We start from the raw sequence: 16,538 nt of genomic DNA on the forward strand, positions 1-16,538 counted from the left end.
GGCATCAGGCCCCGGGCACCGCGCAACGAGCAGAAAGGGGATCCCTCTATGGCGCTGGATGCAGACACCAAGAAGGCGATCATCGAAGAGTACGCAACCCACCCCGGTGACACCGGATCCCCCGAGGTGCAGGTCGCGATCCTGACCAAGCGGATCAAGGATCTCACCGAGCACCTCAAGGAGCACAAGCACGACCACCACTCGCGTCGTGGCCTGCTTCTGCTGGTCGGTCAGCGTCGCCGCCTCCTCGGCTACCTCTCGGACATCGACATCAACCGTTACCGCTCGCTGATCGAGCGCCTCGGTCTGCGTCGATAACCGCAGCCGGAAGCCGGCGTCTTCGATAGACACCGCGAACTTCTTACAGACGGGCCGTCACCTTCGGGTGGCGGCCCGTTCTGCGTTGCCGGCACCGATCACGATTTGCGCCAAATCTCGGTTACGGCGCGCCCATAACCGCGATTTGCGCCAAATCTCGCTCATGGCCGGGATGTGGTGCTTTCATGCTCTTGGCGGAACGTTTACAGCGCTGTAGCGTTGGGCGCACGTCCCGTCTCGAAGGAGAGCTGTGATCCCGCGCCGATTGTCCCTGTCCATCCTCTCCGCGATTACAGCGCTGGCCTTTTCAGCGGGAGCGATCGCGGCAGCGCCCGCGCATCCCGCCGCCGCGCCGGCGACGTACAGCAACCCGCTGCCCCTCGACCTGGGCGGCGGGAAGCTCGCCGAGCAGTGCGCCGACCCGGACGTCATCCGCTCGGAGGATCCGGCCGATCCGGCGTGGTACCTGTACTGCACGCGCGACGTCATCGACTCGTCGCTGCGCAACCCCGACGGCTCGCTCGTCTTCTCAAGCATCCCGACCTACCGCTCCACCGATCTCGTGCACTGGTCGTTCGTCGGCGAAGCGCTGCCCACGAAGCCCGCCTGGATCGGCGACGGCGACATGTGGGCGCCCGACGTCGCGTACGTCGACGGCCACTATCTGCTGTACTACACGGCGACGAACACCGTGGCGCCCGGCGGCGGCTCGGCGATCGGTGTCGCAACCAGCGACAGCCCCGCCGGGCCCTGGGTCGACTCGGGCGGTGCGGTGGTGGAGCCGATGCCGGCGCCGGGGAGCGCGGACCCCGCCGACCGGAGGTGGGTGTTCGACCCGGAGTTGATCACTGTCGCGGGCGAGCACTACCTGTACTTCGGCAGCTACTACGGCGGACTCTCGGTGCGGAAGCTCTCGGCCGACGGTCTGCACTCGGACCCGGCCAGCCAGGTGCAGGTCGCCATCCCGAATCGGTACGAGGGTACTCACGTCATCGAGCACGACGGCTGGTTCTACCTGCTCGGCTCGGCGACCAACTGCTGCTCGGGGCCGCTGACGGGATACGGCGTGTTCGCGGGACGCTCGACGTCGCCGACCGGTCCGTTCGAGGACCGGACCGGCGCACTGCTGCTCGACCCGCGCGTCGGCGGCACTCCGGTGCTGCACCAGAACGGCAACCGCTGGATCGGTACCGGCCACGTCACGAGCGCGGTCGATGCGACCGGCCAGCGCTGGATGCTGTACCACGCGGTCGACCGCACCGACCCGTACGTCGCGGGCGGTGGCACGTACACCAAACGTCCGGTGCTGATGGATGCGCTCGACTGGAAGGACGGCTGGCCGGTGGTGCGGGGCGGGGCGGGGCCGTCGGACTCCCCGCAGCCCGCCCCGGTGGTGACGGCGGGTGATCCGGCGGCGTACGCGCCGACGTTCGTCGCGCCGCCCAGCCGCGGAACGCTGCTTCCCGCGTACTCGGACGAGTTCGACGGCGCGGAGATGGACCCTGCTTGGACGTGGGAACGCGATCCCGGCGCGACGACACGATCCCTCTCCGGGGGTGCGCTGCACTGGGACACCCAGGCGGCCGATCTGGGCCCCGACGCGGGAGCCGCCGGACTTCCCCTCCGGGCTCTCCCGAGCGGTGACTACGTCGTCGAGACGCGGGTGTCGAGCACCGTGCCGAGCGAGGGATGCTGCCAGAACTACGCGCAGGGCGGCCTGGTCATCCACGAGGACGACGCCGACTTCGTAAAACTCTCGGTCACCTCCATCTGGGAGACCCGGCAGACCGAGTTCGGCAAGCGCGAGACGGCGGAAGGCCCGGGGTATCCCACGTACGGAAACGCCGTCGGCGGACCGGTGGCGGAGGCGACCGTTCTGCGGCTGAGCAGAACGCACACCGCGACGGAGAACGTCTACACCGCATCCACCAGCGCGGACGACGGCGCGACGTGGGATGAGGCGGGCGCCTGGACGACACCGCTGCAGGCGACGCCGCCCCGGTTGGGACTTGTGTCAATGGCGGCGGGAGGGTTCACGACGACGTTCGACTACGTGCGGGTGTACGGAGGGGTCGCCGCGCCCGGGACGGGAGAACCCGGCGGCGGGGGAGGCACGACGGATTCGGCGGCGCTGAACCCGACCACGGAACTCGCCGCGAGCGGTTCGACCGCGGACGCCTGGGTCGCGGGACTCGCGGCGCTGCTCGTCGCCGCCGGCGTCGTGGTGCGGATCAGCGGTGCTCGGGGTCCGCTCCCGGCCGGACCTTCGCGTCGTCGCGGACGTCGATCCGGCGGCGGCCCTCCGAGCCCTCGCTGACCTCGATCCGCGGGTCGGCGTCGCTCTCGTCGGCGGAGGGGGCGGTGGTCAGCTGGTCGGCGCGGTCGTCTCGGTGGCTCATGCCACGACTCTCCCGCGCCCACCGCATCCCGGCAAGGGCTCTGCCTCCCCGTCGCCCCGCACGATTTGCGCCAAATCATCGTTATGGCGCTCACATGACCGAGATTTGCGCCAAATCTCCGGCAGCCCCACCCTCGGTAGGCGCGGGATTCGTGCCGAATGTGCGTTATGGCGGCGCCATAACGCACATTCGGCACGAATGTGGGGAGGTCAGTCGTGGGGTGCGGGAGGCGCGGGCGCGGAGGAAGTGACGGCACCGCGGCGCGCCGCGACGGCCCGGTCGAACAGGGTGACCGCGACGAGCGCCGCCGCGACCAGCGCGATCCCGATGGTGACGCCGACGAGTCCGATCACCGGCGACGCCAGTGGGAGGAGGAGCACGAGGGCGATCGCGACGAATGTCTTCACCGGCCGGATGACCACCTCCGATACCAGCGGAGCGTGCAGCACGTAGAGCATGAAGAGGAACACCGCGACCGGAACGGCCATCGCGTACTCCACCGCCGTGTTCGACGCCTCCGAGTGCGCGGCGCCCGCCTGCACCGCCACCTCCAGCCCGGCCCCCAACGCTGCCAGCGACGCGAACACGAAGTAGTGTCCGTACCCCCAATAGAACGACCGATTGCGTCGTGACCGCAGTCCCTCGGCGGCCGGCTCCAGGAAGTACAGCCACCACAGGGCGAACAGCAGCACCAGACCGGCCACCGCGATACACACCAGAGCAGCGCTGAATCCGGACTGGGCGAGCGCGTTCTGCACACCGATGGCCGACGCCGACACCGATTCGCCGAGCACGATGATCGTGAACAGCCCGTAGCGCTCCGCGATGTGGTGAGGATGCCAGCTCGTCATCCCGGGCCGCTCCGCCCACAGCGGCACCGCCAGTTCGAGCAGCGCGCCGAGAACGAAGGTCGCGACGGCGATCTGCGTCGGCAGGAACCCCCACGCCACCCACAGCACCTGGACCGCCGAGACGCCGACGGCATACCGGATCGCCGTCTTGCGCCCCTCCGGGTACTCGATCGCCGCGCGCACCCACTGCCCGACGAGGGCGAACCGCATGATCAGGTAGCCGACGATGATCGCCGTGAAGTTCTCGTGGTCGAACGCAGCGGGGACGCCGGCCGCGAGCACCAGCACTCCGCCCATCTGCACGAGGGTCATCAGCCGGTAGGGCACGTCGTCGGTGTCGTAGGCCGAAGCGAACCAGGTGAAATTCATCCACGCCCACCAGATGGCGAAGAACACCATGAGGTAGAGGGGCAGGTGGTCGAGGATGGTCCCCTCCTCGCCGGCATGCGCCAGCTGCCCCGCCACCTGCGCGATCGCGACGACGAAGGTCAGGTCGAAGAGCAGTTCGAGCGGGCTCGACACCCTGTGGCGCTCGTCGGTGGAGCGGCCGGTCATCCGGATGCGGAACGCGCTGGTCATGTGCGCCAGCATAGGAGGATGCGCCGCCGTCCCGTGCTCTCCGCCGTCACCGTCGCCTACCTGGCGGTCGTCGCGTGGATCACGTTGAACCCGGCACCCGGCAATCCGGCGGGCAATCCGCTTCTGCGGTCGCTGCTGCGCTTCGTGTCGGCGGTTCCCGGCTTCGGCTGGGTGGACTATGCGGTGGCCGAGTTCTCGGCCAACGTGCTCATGTTCGTGCCGATGGGCCTGCTGTTCACGCTGCTGCTCGGCCGCTGGCGCTGGTGGCTCGCGGTCACGATCGGCGTTGTCGCGACGCTGGTGATCGAGTTCGTCCAGCTGTTCCTGCCGGCGCGCTTCAGCGACCCGAGCGATCTGCTCGCGAACACGCTCGGCACGCTCATGGGCGTCGGGATCGCGTTCCTCCTTCCCACGCGCCGAGGCGGTCGTAGGGTGGCCGCGTGGAGACGGTGACGAAGGAGCGGGCGGACGCCCCCGACGGGTTCTTCGAGGCGGAGGCCGCCGGCCTCCGCTGGCTCGGCGAACCGCAGGCGGACGGGGGAGCGCGCGTGGTGCGGGTCTCGGCCGTGAGCCGCGGACGGATCGAGCTGGAGCGCATCCGCGAGACGCGTCCGACGGGGGAGGCCGCCCGGGCGTTCGGCGCCGCGCTCGCGCTGACGCACGCGGCCGGGGCTGTGGCGTTCGGTGCGCCACCGGACGGCTGGGACGGCCCGCTGTTCATCGGCAAGCGCCCGCTCCCCATCGCGCACGAGGCCGGCTGGGGCCGGTTCTACGCGCGCGACCGCGTGCGGCCGTACCTGGAGATCGCGGTGGATGCCGGGAGCGTCACCACGGATCAGCTGGCGGTGATCCGTGCGGCCGTCGAGCGCGTGGAGTCGGGGGAGTTCGACGACGAGGAGCCGCCTGCGCGCATCCACGGCGACCTGTGGAACGGCAACCTGCTCTGGGACGCGCGCGGCGGCGTGCTGATCGACCCGGCCGCGCACGGCGGCCACCGCGAGACCGACCTCGCGATGCTCGAGCTCTTCGGCGCACCGCACCTCGACGACATCGTCGCCGGCTACGACGCCGCCCGGCCGCTGCGTGCGGGCTGGCGGGACCGCATCCCGCTGCACCAGCTCCACCCGCTCGCCGTGCACGCCGCCGGCTACGGGCCGTCCTACGGCCGGGCGCTCACCGACGCCGCGCGCGCGACCCTCGCGCTCTGAGCAGCACCCGGATCAGGAGGCGGGCGTCACCGTCAGGTCGACGGAGGCGAAGGGGAACGGGAAGACGTACGTCGCGCTGCCGTTCCACGACTCCAGCGGGATCAGGCCGAACCACACGACGCCGATCAGCAGGCTGACCCCGGCGATCGCGGTGCCGACGAGCGCAGCGCGATCGAGGATGCGGAGGGCGTCCGCCTCGGTGCGAGCACGCCGCAGCACGCGCCCGATCGCCACGAACACCACGAAGGCGAGTGCCGCGAACACGAACGGGCTCGGGTGGAGCTGAAGGCTGACGCAGCTGTCGGCCGCCGGTCCTGCGCCCGGGCAGAAGGCGCGGGTGCCGTTCGACAGGAAGCCATAGCCGACGGCGACGAGCGCGGTCGCACTGATCAGCCGCCGCACCCGGATGAGGATCGCCGCGCCGGGAACGGCGGGCAGCAGCGCATCCCGCGAAAGAGTCGACGCGTGCGCCGACCGTGGTGTCTCGCCCATCGGAATCCCCCTCGTCCCGGCTCGCTGACGGCCTCCGTCCATCCTGGCACGGGCTGCGACTGATAGGATGCTGGTGGTCGGCCGAGCGCCGTCCATCCAACTCAATACCGAGAAGGAACCCGGAGCAGGCTGGCAGAAGCTGGTCCTCGGTGGTGGTATCCGGATGCGGTGGCAGCGAGAGCGGCCCGCAACCGTGTATTTCTACTGATGGCCAGACGGGCTCAGCCCACGCGATCCGCATGGGATGCCGCGTACACACGACGTGTCGAACTGCCTGTTCCTGCTCCTTGAATGACAGTCGCGTCCACACGGGACAGCGACGTTAAACAAAGGAGACAGACCTCTTGGAAGGTCCTGAAATCAAATTCGCCGAAGCCGTTCTCGACAACGGCCGCTTCGGCACCCGCACCGTCCGGTTCGAGACCGGACGCCTCGCCCAGCAGGCGCAGGGCGCCGTCGCCGCGTACCTCGACGAGGAGACCATGCTGCTGAGCGCGACCAGCGCCAGCAAGCACCCGAAGGACAACTTCGACTTCTTCCCGCTGACCGTCGACGTCGAGGAGCGCTCGTACGCCGCAGGCAAGATCCCCGGCTCGTTCTTCCGGCGCGAGGGCCGCCCCTCCACCGAGGCGATCCTGGTGTGCCGCCTGATCGACCGCCCGCTGCGCCCGTCGTTCGTCGACGGCCTCCGCAACGAGGTGCAGATCGTCATCACCGTCCTGAGCATCGCTCCGGACGAGTTCTACGACGCGCTCGCCATCAACGCGGCCAGCGCCTCCACGCAGATCTCCGGTCTGCCGTTCTCCGGCCCGATCGCCGGTGTGCGCCTCGCGCTCATCCCCGGCAACGGCACCCACGAGGACCAGTGGATCGCCTTCCCGAAGGCCGAGCAGCTGAAGGAGGCCGTGTTCGACCTCATCGTCGCCGGCCGCGTCCTCACCAACGAGGACGGCTCCGAGGGCGACGTCGCGATCATGATGGTCGAGGCGGAGGCAACCGAGAACAGCTGGAACCTCATCCAGGGTGGAGCGGTCAAGCCGAACGAGGAGATCGTCGCGCAGGGCCTCGAGGCGGCCAAGCCGTTCATCCGCCAGCTCGTCGGCGCGCAGAACGTCATCGCCGAGCAGGCCGCGAAGGCCATCGCCGACTACCCGGTGTTCCTGCCCTACTCGCAGGAGACCTACGACAACGTCGCCGGCCTCGCCTACGACGAGCTCGTGAACGTCTACCAGATCGCCGACAAGATCGAGCGCCAGAACGCCGACGACGCCCTCAAGGAGCGCGTCAAGGTCGCCCTCACCGAGAAGGTGGAGGCGGGTGTCCTCGACGCCGAGGTGCTGTCGCAGTTCTCCGCGGCCTACAAGTCGGTGTCGAAGGTCGTCATGCGCGGCCGTGTGCTCCGCGAGGGCATCCGCATCGACGGGCGTGGCCTCACCGACATCCGTCCGCTCGACGCCGAGGTGCAGGTCATCCCGCGCGTCCACGGTTCGGCGATCTTCCAGCGCGGGGAGACCCAGATCCTGGGCGTCACCACGCTGAACATGCTCAAGATGGAGCAGCAGATCGACTCGCTCTCGCCGGTGACGCACAAGCGCTACCTGCACCACTACAACTTCCCGCCCTACTCGACCGGTGAGACCGGCCGCGTCGGGTCGCCGAAGCGTCGCGAGATCGGGCACGGCTTCCTCGCCGAGCGCGCCCTCGTGCCGGTGCTGCCGAGCCGCGAGGAGTTCCCGTACGCGATCCGTCAGGTTTCCGAGGCCCTCGGGTCCAACGGCTCCACCTCGATGGGCTCCGTCTGCGCCTCCACCCTGTCGCTGCTGAACGCCGGTGTGCCGCTGCGCGCGCCGGTCGCCGGCATCGCCATGGGCCTGATCTCCGACGTCGTCGACGGTGAGACCCGCTACGCGGCGCTCACCGACATCCTGGGCGCGGAGGACGCGCTCGGCGACATGGACTTCAAGGTCGCCGGAACCAGTGAGTTCGTCACCGCGATCCAGCTCGACACGAAGCTCGACGGCATCCCGTCGTCGGTGCTCGCCGGCGCGCTGAAGCAGGCGAAGGACGCCCGCACCACCATCCTGAGCGTGCTCAACGCCGCCATCGACCGTCCGGATGAGATGGCCCCGACCGCGCCTCGCGTGATCTCGGTCCAGATCCCGGTCGACAAGATCGGTGAGCTGATCGGCCCGAAGGGCAAGACGATCAACGGCATCCAGGACGAGACCGGCGCCGAGATCTCCATCGAGGAGGACGGCACCGTCTACATCGGCGCCACCGACGGCCCCTCGGCCGAGGCGGCCCGCGCCCAGGTCAACGCGATCGCGAACCCCACCAACCCGGAGGTCGGCGAGCAGTTCCTCGGAACCGTCGTCAAGATCGCCGCGTTCGGCGCGTTCGTCTCGCTGCTCCCGGGCAAGGACGGCCTGCTGCACATCTCCGAGGTCCGCAAGCTCGCCGGTGGCAAGCGCGTGGAGAACGTCGAGGACGTGCTCGGGGTCGGACAGAAGGTCCTGGTCGAGATCACCAAGATCGACGACCGCGGAAAGCTGTCGCTCGCCCCGGTGATCGCGGAGGAGGCCGCTGAGGCCCCCGCCGAGACCGCCCCCGTGGAGGCTCCCGCCGAGGCGTAAGCTCTCGCACCTCACCGAAGGCCGCGTCGACTCTGTCGGCGCGGCCTTCGTGCGTCCCCGGCCCGGCGCCCACGCCATCCGTTCCTGAGTTTTTCGGCCCGGATGCGGCGTGTCGGCCCGAAAAACTCAGGAGCTGATGGCGTGTGTGGGTCAGGCGTCGCGCGTGAGGAGGGGGCGGAGGCGGTAGGGGATGAGCTCGCCCATGTCGAGGGATGTCTCGGCGCGGTCGACGCCGTCCGTCGACTGGATGATGCCGGTGATGCGGAAGAGGTCCTCCGCGTCGACGCACACGACGCGCAGCAGCAGGTCGGACGGGCCGGACAGCCCGTGCGCCTGCACGATCTCGGGGATGGCCGCGAGACTCTCGACGACTGCCGCCAGCCGCTGCTGCCGCACGTGCACATTGACGAAGGCGGCCAGAGGGTAGCCGGCGACGCGGGCGGAGATGCGCCGCTCGAACGACAGGAACGCTCCGCTGCGCTCCAGCTCGGCGACCCGCGCCTGGACCGTGTTGCGGCTCAGGCCGAGACGATCGGCGAGGGACACATTGGTCGAGCGGGGGTCATCCGCAAGGGCCAGCAGGATGCGGCGGTCGGTGCTGTCGAAGCTGCGCATAGTGTGAAACCTAGCAGTCGTCGACTCTGCCGGATAGTGCATCCTGCACGGTCGACACGCCGATGGTTGTGCGCGCTGATCGCGCAGCGTAGCCTTCCACCTAATTCTGGCGAAGGGGCCGGAAGCCGGTCGTGCGCGCCACAAGCAGCGTCGGCCGGGCGCGAGAGTGAAGGTTGCGTGAACCGTGACGATCGACAATCAGCCCGCCACCCGTCGGGGCGGCTCCCACACGGACCTCGGTGCCATGGACGAGCTCCGGCTCGGCGGAGCCGGACTCGGTGATCTCGGCCTCGTACGCCTCCTCGATTCCGACGGCGTCCGTCACGAGGACGACCGCTACGACGCCTGGGTCTCCGACATCGGAACCGACCAGCTGCTCGCGCTCTACGAGGACATGCAGGTCATCCGCCGCATCGACGCCGAGGCGACCGCGCTGCAGCGTCAGGGCGAGCTTGGGCTCTGGCCGCCGCTGCTCGGCCAGGAGGCCGCCCAGATCGGCTCCGGGCGCGCACTCCGCACCGACGACTTCGTCTTCTCCAGCTACCGCGAGCACGGCGTCGCCTACTGCCGCGGCGCCGGCCTGGTCGACCTGCTGCGCGTCTGGCGCGGCACGACCCAGAGCGGCTGGAACCCGTACGACATCAACATGGCCACCCCGCAGGTGATCATCGGCGCGCAGACCCTTCACGCGACCGGATACGCGCTCGGCATCCAAGCCGACGGCACCGACGCCGTGGCGGTCGCCTACTTCGGCGACGGCGCCACCAGCGAAGGGGATGTGAACGAAGCGCTGATCTTCGCGGCGACGTACGCGGCACCCGTGATCTTCTTCTGCCAGAACAACCAGTACGCGATCTCGGAGCCGGTGTCGCTGCAGGCGCAGCGTCCCATCGCCGACCGCGCTCCCGGCTTCGGCGTCCCGAGCGTCCGCGTCGACGGCAACGACGTGCTGGCCGTGCTCGCGGTGACGCGCGCGGCACTCGACCGTGCCCGTTCGGGCGGCGGCCCCACCTTCATCGAGGCGGTGACGTACCGGATGGGTCCGCACACGACCGCGGACGACCCGACCCGCTACCGCGACGCGTCGGAGCTCGACCTCTGGCGCGGCAAGGACCCGCTGGCCCGCGTGGAGGCGTACCTCGACGCGCAGGGAGCCCTCACCGACGACCGCCGAGCAGCGATCGCGGCGAAGGCCGACGCCGTCGCGGCCGAGATGCGCGCAGGCATCACCACCCTCGCCGACCCCGACCCGCTCACCGTCTTCGACAACGTGTACGCCGAGCCGCACACCGGCCTTGCCCGCCAGCGCGACCACTACTCGCGCTACCTGCGCACCTTCGTGGGGAGCGACGGACGATGACCTCACTGAGCATGGCCAAGGCCATCAACGCCGGGCTCCGGCGTGCACTGGCCGCCGACGACCACGTCGTCCTGATGGGGGAGGACATCGGCACCCTCGGCGGCGTCTTCCGCGTCACGGACGGCCTGCAGACCGAGTTCGGGCCGCGCCGGGTGATGGACTCGCCGCTCGCGGAGTCCGGCATCCTCGGCACGGCGGTCGGAATGGCGTACCGCGGGTACCGGCCGGTGGTGGAGATCCAGTTCGACGGCTTCATCTATCCGGCTTTCGACCAGATCGTGAACCAGGTCGCGCGGATGCACTACCGGACGCAGGGCGCTGTGCGCATGCCGATCGTGATCCGGGTGCCGTTCGCGGGCGGCATCGGGTCGGCCGAGCACCACTCGGACTCGCCGGAGGCGTACTTCGCGCACACCGCCGGGCTGCGAGTGGTCAGCCCGTCCGATCCGCAGGACGCGTTCACGCTCATCCAGCAGGCCATCGCGTCGGACGACCCGGTGCTGTTCTTCGAGCCGAAGCGCCGCTACCACGCGAAGGGCGAGGTGGATGAGGACGCCCCGCTCGCCGACGCGCGCCCGATGGGCACAGCGCGGGTGCTGGCGCAGGGCACGGACGTGACCCTGGTCACGTACGGCGGACTGGTGCAGCTCGCGCGCGACGCGGCGGTGGCCGCGGGCGACGAGGGCGTGTCGGTAGAGGTCATCGACCTGCGCTCGCTGTCGCCTCTCGACCTCGACACGGTCGTCGCGTCGGTGAAGCGCACCGGGCGTCTCGTGGTGACGCATGAGGCGGCGCTGTCGGGAGGGCTGGCCGCCGAGATCTCGGCGTCCATCACCGAGCGGTGCTTCTACCACCTGGAGCACGCGCCGGTGCGTGTGACCGGGCACGACATCCCGTACCCGCCGGCACGCCTGGAGTCGGCGCACCTGCCGGACCTGGACCGCATCCTGGACGGCATCGACCGCGCCATGGACCGACCGAACTCGCTGAGCGGGGTGGAGGACTGATGGCCGTCCGCGAGTTCGCGCTTCCCGACCTCGGCGAGGGACTGACCGAGTCGGAGCTGGTCGCCTGGAAGGTCGCCGTCGGCGACACCGTGCAGCTCAACCAGATCATCGCCGAGGTGGAGACGGCCAAGGCTCTCGTCGAGCTGCCGGCGCCGTACGACGGGCGCGTCTCCCGCCTGTTCGTGGAGCCGGGGGTCACGGTGGCCGTCGGCGAGCCGCTCGTGGCGTTCGAGGTGGATGCGGGGGAGTCGGAGGGGGACGCGCCGGCGGCTCCTGCTGCTCCCGCGTCGGAGACGGGTCCGTCGGCGTCGCCGGACGGGCGCGAGCCGACGCTGGTCGGATATGGCGCGCGGCCGGAGTCGGGTGCGCGCCCGGCGCGGCGGGCACGGCCGGGGTTGGCCGTGGCCGGAAGTGCGGCTGCGGGCGCCGGTTCGGTCGCGACGGCCCAGATGGTCCAGACGGCCCAGATGGCCGAGACGGCTGCGGCTGCGACTGCCTCAGCTGCCTCGCCGGCCCCGAACACGGGCGCGACGGCGACCGCGCTGGCCGAGCGCCCGCGCGCGACCCCGCCGGTGCGCAAGTTCGCGCGCGAAGTCGGTGTCGACCTGGCGTCGGTGACCGGCTCGGGCGACCGGGGGCTGATCACGCGCGGAGACGTGCAGCAGTACGCCGAACAGCGCGAGGGCGGCTCCGTGACAGCGGCCGGCGCGGCCACGGTGGATGCGGGAGCGCGCGAGAAGCGCATCCCGATCCGCGGGGTCCGCAAGGCGACCGCCGACGCGATGGTCCGGAGCGCGTTCGGTGCGCCGCAGGCGACCGTGTTCCTGACGGTGGACGTGACGCCGACGATGGAGTTGGTCTCGCGGCTGCGCGCGCTGCCCGAGCTGGCCGAGGCGCGGCCGGGGCTGCTGGCCGTCGTCGCCAAGGCGCTGCTGCTGGCGGTGCGGCGAACCCCGGAGGTCAACTCCCGGTGGGACGACGCCGCGAACGAGATCGTGCAGGCGGAGTACGTGCATCTCGGCATCGCCGCGGCGACCCCGCGCGGGCTGATGGTGCCGGTGATCCGCGACGCGGAGGGCATGACCCTCGGCGACCTGTCCGGCGCGATCCGCGGCCTCGCCGACACCGCGCGGGGGGGTCGGACCGCCCCGGCGGACCTGAGCGGCGGCACGATCACGATCACGAACGTCGGCGTGTTCGGAGTGGATGCGGGGACGCCCATCCTGACGCCCGGAGAGGCGGCGATCCTCGCCGTGGGCGCGGTGCGTCGTCAGCCGTGGGAGCACGACGGCGGCATCGCGCTCCGCCAGGTGCTCACCCTCGCGCTGACGTTCGACCACCGGATCGTCGACGGCGAGCAGGCGTCCCGCTTCCTCGCCGACATCGGCCGCATCCTCGCCGACCCCGCCTCCGTCCTCACCCTCGTCTGACGAGCGTCTGGTTGACGCGACACGCCGTTCCCGCTCTCGGGCGGACGGTGTGTCGCGTCAACCGCACCGGCGTGGACCGTCTTGGCCGGCCCGGGGCTTCAGCGGTGATCTTGTAGAAACCGTTCCCGTTCGCGGGACTGCTCTCGCTGCAGGTCTTCGTATTGCTCCTGGTACCGGGTCACGACGCGGTCCGCCTCGTGAGCCGCTTCCTCGTGCCGGTCGGCGAAACGCTGGAACTCGTGGCGGAAGTCGGGGTCATCGGCGGCACCATGCTGAGCGACGGCCTGGTAGACGCTCTCCTGGATCCGGTAGATCTGCGACCGGTAGTGCATGAGATGCTCTTCCGCGTCTTCCAGTCGGCGCCGGGCAGCTGCGCTCTCCTCGTCGTGGGCGCTCTCGAGTTCGCCGAGCGATCGATACGTCACCATGTGATGCTGTTCACCGCCTTGCCGTAGTCGCTGTCCGCTTTCAGCGTGTCGATCCCCTGGGCGACCTTCTTCGCGACCTCGCCTCCGAGCACGGTGTTGCTGAACGCGGCGCCACCGAGGGTGAGGCCGATACGGCCGCTCGAGGCGGAAACGACCGCCAGGGCGGCCGCCTGCACCGGTACCGAACCGGCCCGGACGATTGTCGGGAGGGCGAGGTTCAGCAGGTCGACCGCCGCCCGGTGCAGGATCTGATCGACGTGAGTCAGGGTTTCGACCGCGTCCGAGGCGGTCCTGAGGGCGTCATCCAGCACGTCAGCAATGGTGCTGGACGAGATCTCCGGTAAGAACGACACGAGCGTCTCCTTTCAGCGCAGCGGTGAGAAGCGGGACGCCCACTGGCCATCCTGCTCCAGGGTGTGAACGACGGCCTTCACGACCCCTTCGGACAATTGGGCGACCAGGAGCGTGTGAGTGTCGACGCGCCGGTCCACCTCTGCGACCGCGTCGAGGTCGATGCGCTGGTGCGGATTCAGCCGGTGGGTGCTGATGCATTCCTCGACATCCGTCGGAGTGACGAAGGGGATCATCGACACCGTGCTCCTGCCGGCATCCAGGACGGACTGCAGCTGACCGGGAAGCCCGGCGTTCGCCGCCTTGATGGCCTCCAGGGAGATGCCCAGCGAGCCGATCGAGGAGGCCAGGTCGAGCGCGGCCACGGTATCGACCAGGACCGTGGCGCCGGAGGCGATGGTTCCGACGAACTCTCCGACCAGGGGCAGGCGCAGACCTCCGTACAGGCCGGCGATGATCGGCGTGAACTGAGGCTGCAGGCCGGCCGGGAGTCCCGCAACCTGGTTCTGGCTGATCCTCAGTCGCTGCGACCCTCCACTCCCAGACGCTCGAGCGAGCCGTCGGCGTTGAACTCGTAGGCCGTCTCCAGATCGTGGTGACCGAATGGTCCCTTTCCCCGCGGACCGCCGACGTACTTCGCGGCCCCGGTGCCGTTGCCCGACAGGTTCCCGATCAGGTCCCACTCGTTGACATAGTTGACCAACGGGTTACGGCCGGCGTCCCGCTGGCTCTGAAGCCATTCCTTCGCCCGCGGAGAAAGGTTGTTCCAGGGGTCCGGACCATTGAAGGACACTCCGGCCCAACCGAACTCCGCCGCGACCAGCATCGCCTGCCACCCGCCGAGCGAATGCCCCACCGTGGAGTACGACGCTTCGGGGTGCTCTTTCTTGACGCTCTCCCGGACCCGTCGGGCGAACTCCATCGCCTCCGACGCCTGCGTACCGGGCCCGGTGTCCCCGCCCACGACCGACATGGTGTCTGCGAGGATGTCCGCCCGATGCTCCGGGTTCGTGCCGGCGAATGCGATCGTGACGTGCGAGAAGTCCGGCTTGCCTGCGACCACGGGCACCACCGCCATGCCCTGGAATCCGGAGACCGGATCGTGGTGGGAGTCGTAGACGAGGTACTCGACATCGTCGGGACCTACCTTGAATCTTGAGCCTGCGGTGTACGGAGGGTCCCGGGCCAGCGGGTCGACGAGATACGCCTCTTTGGCGATGTCATGGTCTTCCTTCTGCGTCGTCATTCGAAGACCTCCGATGTGCCGTCGCTGTAGAACACGGTCATGGCGATGCGAGGTACCGAAGGGGGAAGAGTGGGCATCATCGGAGGCGAGTCTCCTAGCGGAAATCCGAGCGTGTCGGGGCCGATGATCACCTCTATCTCCTCCCCGTCGAGGGTGGCGATCGCGTTGACGCTCCAGGCCGCTCCGAGTCCCGGCTTGCCACCTTCGCGCTTGAACCGGATCTCTTCGACATTCGCCCATCGCGAACGGAAGTGAAGAGCCGACTCTCGTTGGTACTCGAGATTGGACTTCGGTCTCTCGGTCGACTTCCCGTACAGAATGCGGTCTCCCATCTCAGCGCACGCGGTCGTGCCCGCGAGCAGCGCACCAGCGACCGCCAGCCCCGCAACAACCGTCCAAACTTTGATCATCACTCTCAGAGACGATGGGAGTATCAGATCATGACGTGACACGCACGCACTGGCATCAGTCGATGACCTCGGTTGACCCATCGCTGTAAGTCACCGTCAGGACCACGGGCGAGGCTGTCGGGGGCAACGTCGGCGTCTTGGGAGGTGGATCGGTATGCAGAACCGCCAGCGCGTGCGGGCCGATGATCACCTCGTAGTCCTTGCCCTCGATGGTGGCGACAGCATTCGCGCGCCACGAGGCACCGAGGCCTGGCTTGCCGCCCTCCTCCGTGAAGCGAATTCGTTCCACGTTCGCCCACACCGTGCGGAACTCCACTGCCGACTCCCGCTGATACTCGTGATTCGACTTCGGCTTCAGTGTTCCGTACAGAATGCGGTGCCGGACGTCACCGCATCCGGTCGTGCTCACGAGCACCGCGCCGACGACCGCCAGCCCGGCAACAGCCGTCCAAACTCTGCTCATCACCCTCAAAGACGAGGGGCGGCGTCGGATCGTGACGCGAGTGCGCCGCGTCGCTACGCACCTCGACGGCTCCGGTGAGGGAATTGAGGCGGAATGAGATGTCCGGCTTGCCTGCAACCGCCGGCACCACCGCCATGCCGTGGAATCCGGAGACCGGATCGTGGTGGGAGTCGTAGACGATGTATTCCTGCTCGTCCGGGCCGATCGTGAACTCAGTGCCTTTGGTGTATGGCGGATTCTGTTTCAGAGGGTCGACGGAGTAGACCTCATCGGCCAGGTCGTATTGCTCTTCTTGACTCGTCATTCGATCACCTCGGACGATCCGTCGCTGTAGGTCACCTCCAGCACCATCGATGGTGTTGACGGGGGCAACGTCGACATCTTGGGTGGTGAGTCTCCGAACGGGAAGCCCAGCGAATTGGGGCCTATGATCACCTCGTAGTCCTTGCCGCCGACGGTGGCTACCGCATTTGCTCGCCACGTGGCACCGAGACCGGGCTTGCCGCCCTCCTCCTTGTAGCGAATGCGTTCCACGTTCGCCCACACTGTGCGGAACCGCAGGGCCGACTCTCGTTGGTACTCGAGATTCGACTTCGGTCTCTCGGTCGAGTTCCCGTACAGGATGCGGTGCCCGACCTCACCGCATCCGGTTGTGCCCACGAGCACCGCGCCGGCGACCGCCAGCCCGGCAACAGCCGTCCACACTCTGCTCATCACCCTCAAAGACGAGGGGCCGCGTCGGATCGTG

Annotated in this window: 19 protein-coding genes; 8 read left to right on the top strand and 11 right to left on the bottom strand. The window is 69.2% G+C overall.

The features are described from left to right. Positions 1 to 48: 48 nt before the first annotated feature. Together rpsO and J2Y42_RS10800 are read left to right on the top strand one after the other, a co-directional pair. Positions 49 to 318: a 30S ribosomal protein S15 gene (gene rpsO, locus J2Y42_RS10795; RefSeq protein ID WP_018190446.1), complete on the top strand. Its 270-nt coding sequence runs from the start codon at positions 49 to 51 to the stop codon at positions 316 to 318. Between the two features lie 250 nt (positions 319 to 568). Beyond that, entirely contained in the window at positions 569 to 2,635 is a 2,067-nt protein-coding gene (locus J2Y42_RS10800) for a family 43 glycosylhydrolase (RefSeq protein WP_309858175.1), read from the top strand. A 291-nt stretch (positions 2,636 to 2,926) separates the two neighbouring features. Here the strand turns inward: J2Y42_RS10800 and J2Y42_RS10805 are convergent, their stop codons facing one another. After that, positions 2,927 to 4,147, bottom strand: a complete 1,221-nt coding sequence (locus tag J2Y42_RS10805) for a low temperature requirement protein A (protein WP_309858178.1) — start codon at positions 4,145 to 4,147, stop codon at positions 2,927 to 2,929. 18 nt (positions 4,148 to 4,165) lie between these two features. On the opposite strand from J2Y42_RS10805, the gene J2Y42_RS10810 reads away from it, so the two are divergent. Continuing rightward, positions 4,166 to 4,600, top strand: coding sequence for a VanZ family protein (locus J2Y42_RS10810; RefSeq protein WP_309858180.1), 435 nt, complete (start codon positions 4,166 to 4,168; stop codon positions 4,598 to 4,600). Continuing rightward, positions 4,597 to 5,355, top strand: coding sequence for a fructosamine kinase family protein (locus J2Y42_RS10815; RefSeq protein WP_309859521.1), 759 nt, complete (start codon positions 4,597 to 4,599; stop codon positions 5,353 to 5,355). The genes J2Y42_RS10810 and J2Y42_RS10815 overlap by 4 nt, the downstream gene beginning before the upstream one ends. A 12-nt stretch (positions 5,356 to 5,367) precedes the next feature. Here J2Y42_RS10815 and J2Y42_RS10820 read toward each other — a convergent pair whose 3' ends face one another. Further along, positions 5,368 to 5,847 (bottom strand): hypothetical protein, encoded by a 480-nt coding sequence (locus J2Y42_RS10820; RefSeq protein WP_309858183.1) that lies wholly within the window; start codon positions 5,845 to 5,847, stop codon positions 5,368 to 5,370. A gap of 344 nt (positions 5,848 to 6,191) precedes the next feature. Here J2Y42_RS10820 and J2Y42_RS10825 point away from each other — a divergent pair, with 344 nt between their 5' ends. After that, complete coding sequence (locus J2Y42_RS10825) at positions 6,192 to 8,480, top strand: polyribonucleotide nucleotidyltransferase (RefSeq protein ID WP_309858185.1); 2,289 nt, start codon at positions 6,192 to 6,194, stop codon at positions 8,478 to 8,480. 150 nt (positions 8,481 to 8,630) lie between these two features. Here J2Y42_RS10825 and J2Y42_RS10830 read toward each other — a convergent pair whose 3' ends face one another. Next, positions 8,631 to 9,095, bottom strand: a complete 465-nt coding sequence (locus tag J2Y42_RS10830; protein ID WP_018190453.1) for an Lrp/AsnC family transcriptional regulator — start codon at positions 9,093 to 9,095, stop codon at positions 8,631 to 8,633. A 244-nt stretch (positions 9,096 to 9,339) separates the two neighbouring features. Here J2Y42_RS10830 and pdhA point away from each other — a divergent pair, with 244 nt between their 5' ends. Genes pdhA through J2Y42_RS10845 form a run of 3 tightly spaced genes read left to right on the top strand, consistent with a single transcriptional unit; the run spans position 9,340 to position 12,892 of the window. Then, entirely contained in the window at positions 9,340 to 10,455 is a 1,116-nt protein-coding gene (gene pdhA, locus J2Y42_RS10835; RefSeq protein ID WP_396427155.1) for a pyruvate dehydrogenase (acetyl-transferring) E1 component subunit alpha, read from the top strand. Continuing rightward, the gene (locus tag J2Y42_RS10840; RefSeq protein ID WP_309858191.1) at positions 10,452 to 11,462 is read left to right on the top strand and encodes an alpha-ketoacid dehydrogenase subunit beta; all 1,011 of its coding nucleotides are present in this window, start codon (positions 10,452 to 10,454) and stop codon (positions 11,460 to 11,462) included. The genes pdhA and J2Y42_RS10840 overlap by 4 nt, the downstream gene beginning before the upstream one ends. Then, the gene (locus J2Y42_RS10845; RefSeq protein WP_309858195.1) at positions 11,462 to 12,892 is read left to right on the top strand and encodes a dihydrolipoamide acetyltransferase family protein; all 1,431 of its coding nucleotides are present in this window, start codon (positions 11,462 to 11,464) and stop codon (positions 12,890 to 12,892) included. The genes J2Y42_RS10840 and J2Y42_RS10845 overlap by 1 nt, the downstream gene beginning before the upstream one ends. A gap of 98 nt (positions 12,893 to 12,990) precedes the next feature. Here the strand turns inward: J2Y42_RS10845 and J2Y42_RS10850 are convergent, their stop codons facing one another. The 8 genes from J2Y42_RS10850 to J2Y42_RS10885 form a co-directional block, all read right to left on the bottom strand. Next, positions 12,991 to 13,320 (bottom strand): hypothetical protein, encoded by a 330-nt coding sequence (locus J2Y42_RS10850; protein ID WP_309858198.1) that lies wholly within the window; start codon positions 13,318 to 13,320, stop codon positions 12,991 to 12,993. Beyond that, the gene (locus tag J2Y42_RS10855) at positions 13,314 to 13,673 is read right to left on the bottom strand and encodes a hypothetical protein (protein ID WP_089875310.1); all 360 of its coding nucleotides are present in this window, start codon (positions 13,671 to 13,673) and stop codon (positions 13,314 to 13,316) included. The genes J2Y42_RS10850 and J2Y42_RS10855 overlap by 7 nt, the downstream gene beginning before the upstream one ends. Positions 13,674 to 13,685: 12 nt before the next feature. Next, on the bottom strand, positions 13,686 to 14,036 hold the full coding sequence (locus tag J2Y42_RS10860; RefSeq protein WP_309858201.1) for a hypothetical protein: 351 nt from the start codon (positions 14,034 to 14,036) through the stop codon (positions 13,686 to 13,688). Between the two features lie 152 nt (positions 14,037 to 14,188). Continuing rightward, positions 14,189 to 14,917: a DUF6792 domain-containing protein gene (locus J2Y42_RS10865; protein WP_309858203.1), complete on the bottom strand. Its 729-nt coding sequence runs from the start codon at positions 14,915 to 14,917 to the stop codon at positions 14,189 to 14,191. Next, entirely contained in the window at positions 14,914 to 15,330 is a 417-nt protein-coding gene (locus tag J2Y42_RS10870; protein ID WP_309858205.1) for a hypothetical protein, read from the bottom strand. The genes J2Y42_RS10865 and J2Y42_RS10870 overlap by 4 nt, the downstream gene beginning before the upstream one ends. A 52-nt stretch (positions 15,331 to 15,382) precedes the next feature. Then, positions 15,383 to 15,736 carry a hypothetical protein gene (locus tag J2Y42_RS10875; protein WP_309858209.1) on the bottom strand — a complete coding sequence of 118 codons (354 nt, stop codon included), beginning with the start codon at positions 15,734 to 15,736 and terminating at the stop codon, positions 15,383 to 15,385. Next, complete coding sequence (locus J2Y42_RS10880) at positions 15,714 to 16,094, bottom strand: hypothetical protein (protein WP_309858212.1); 381 nt, start codon at positions 16,092 to 16,094, stop codon at positions 15,714 to 15,716. Before J2Y42_RS10880 ends, J2Y42_RS10875 begins: the two co-directional genes overlap by 23 nt. Continuing rightward, complete coding sequence (locus J2Y42_RS10885) at positions 16,091 to 16,504, bottom strand: hypothetical protein (protein WP_309858214.1); 414 nt, start codon at positions 16,502 to 16,504, stop codon at positions 16,091 to 16,093. The genes J2Y42_RS10880 and J2Y42_RS10885 overlap by 4 nt, the downstream gene beginning before the upstream one ends. Positions 16,505 to 16,538: the final 34 nt, after the last annotated feature.

It is taken from the genome of Leifsonia sp. 1010, assembly GCF_031455295.1.
Lineage (GTDB): Bacteria > Actinomycetota > Actinomycetes > Actinomycetales > Microbacteriaceae > Leifsonia.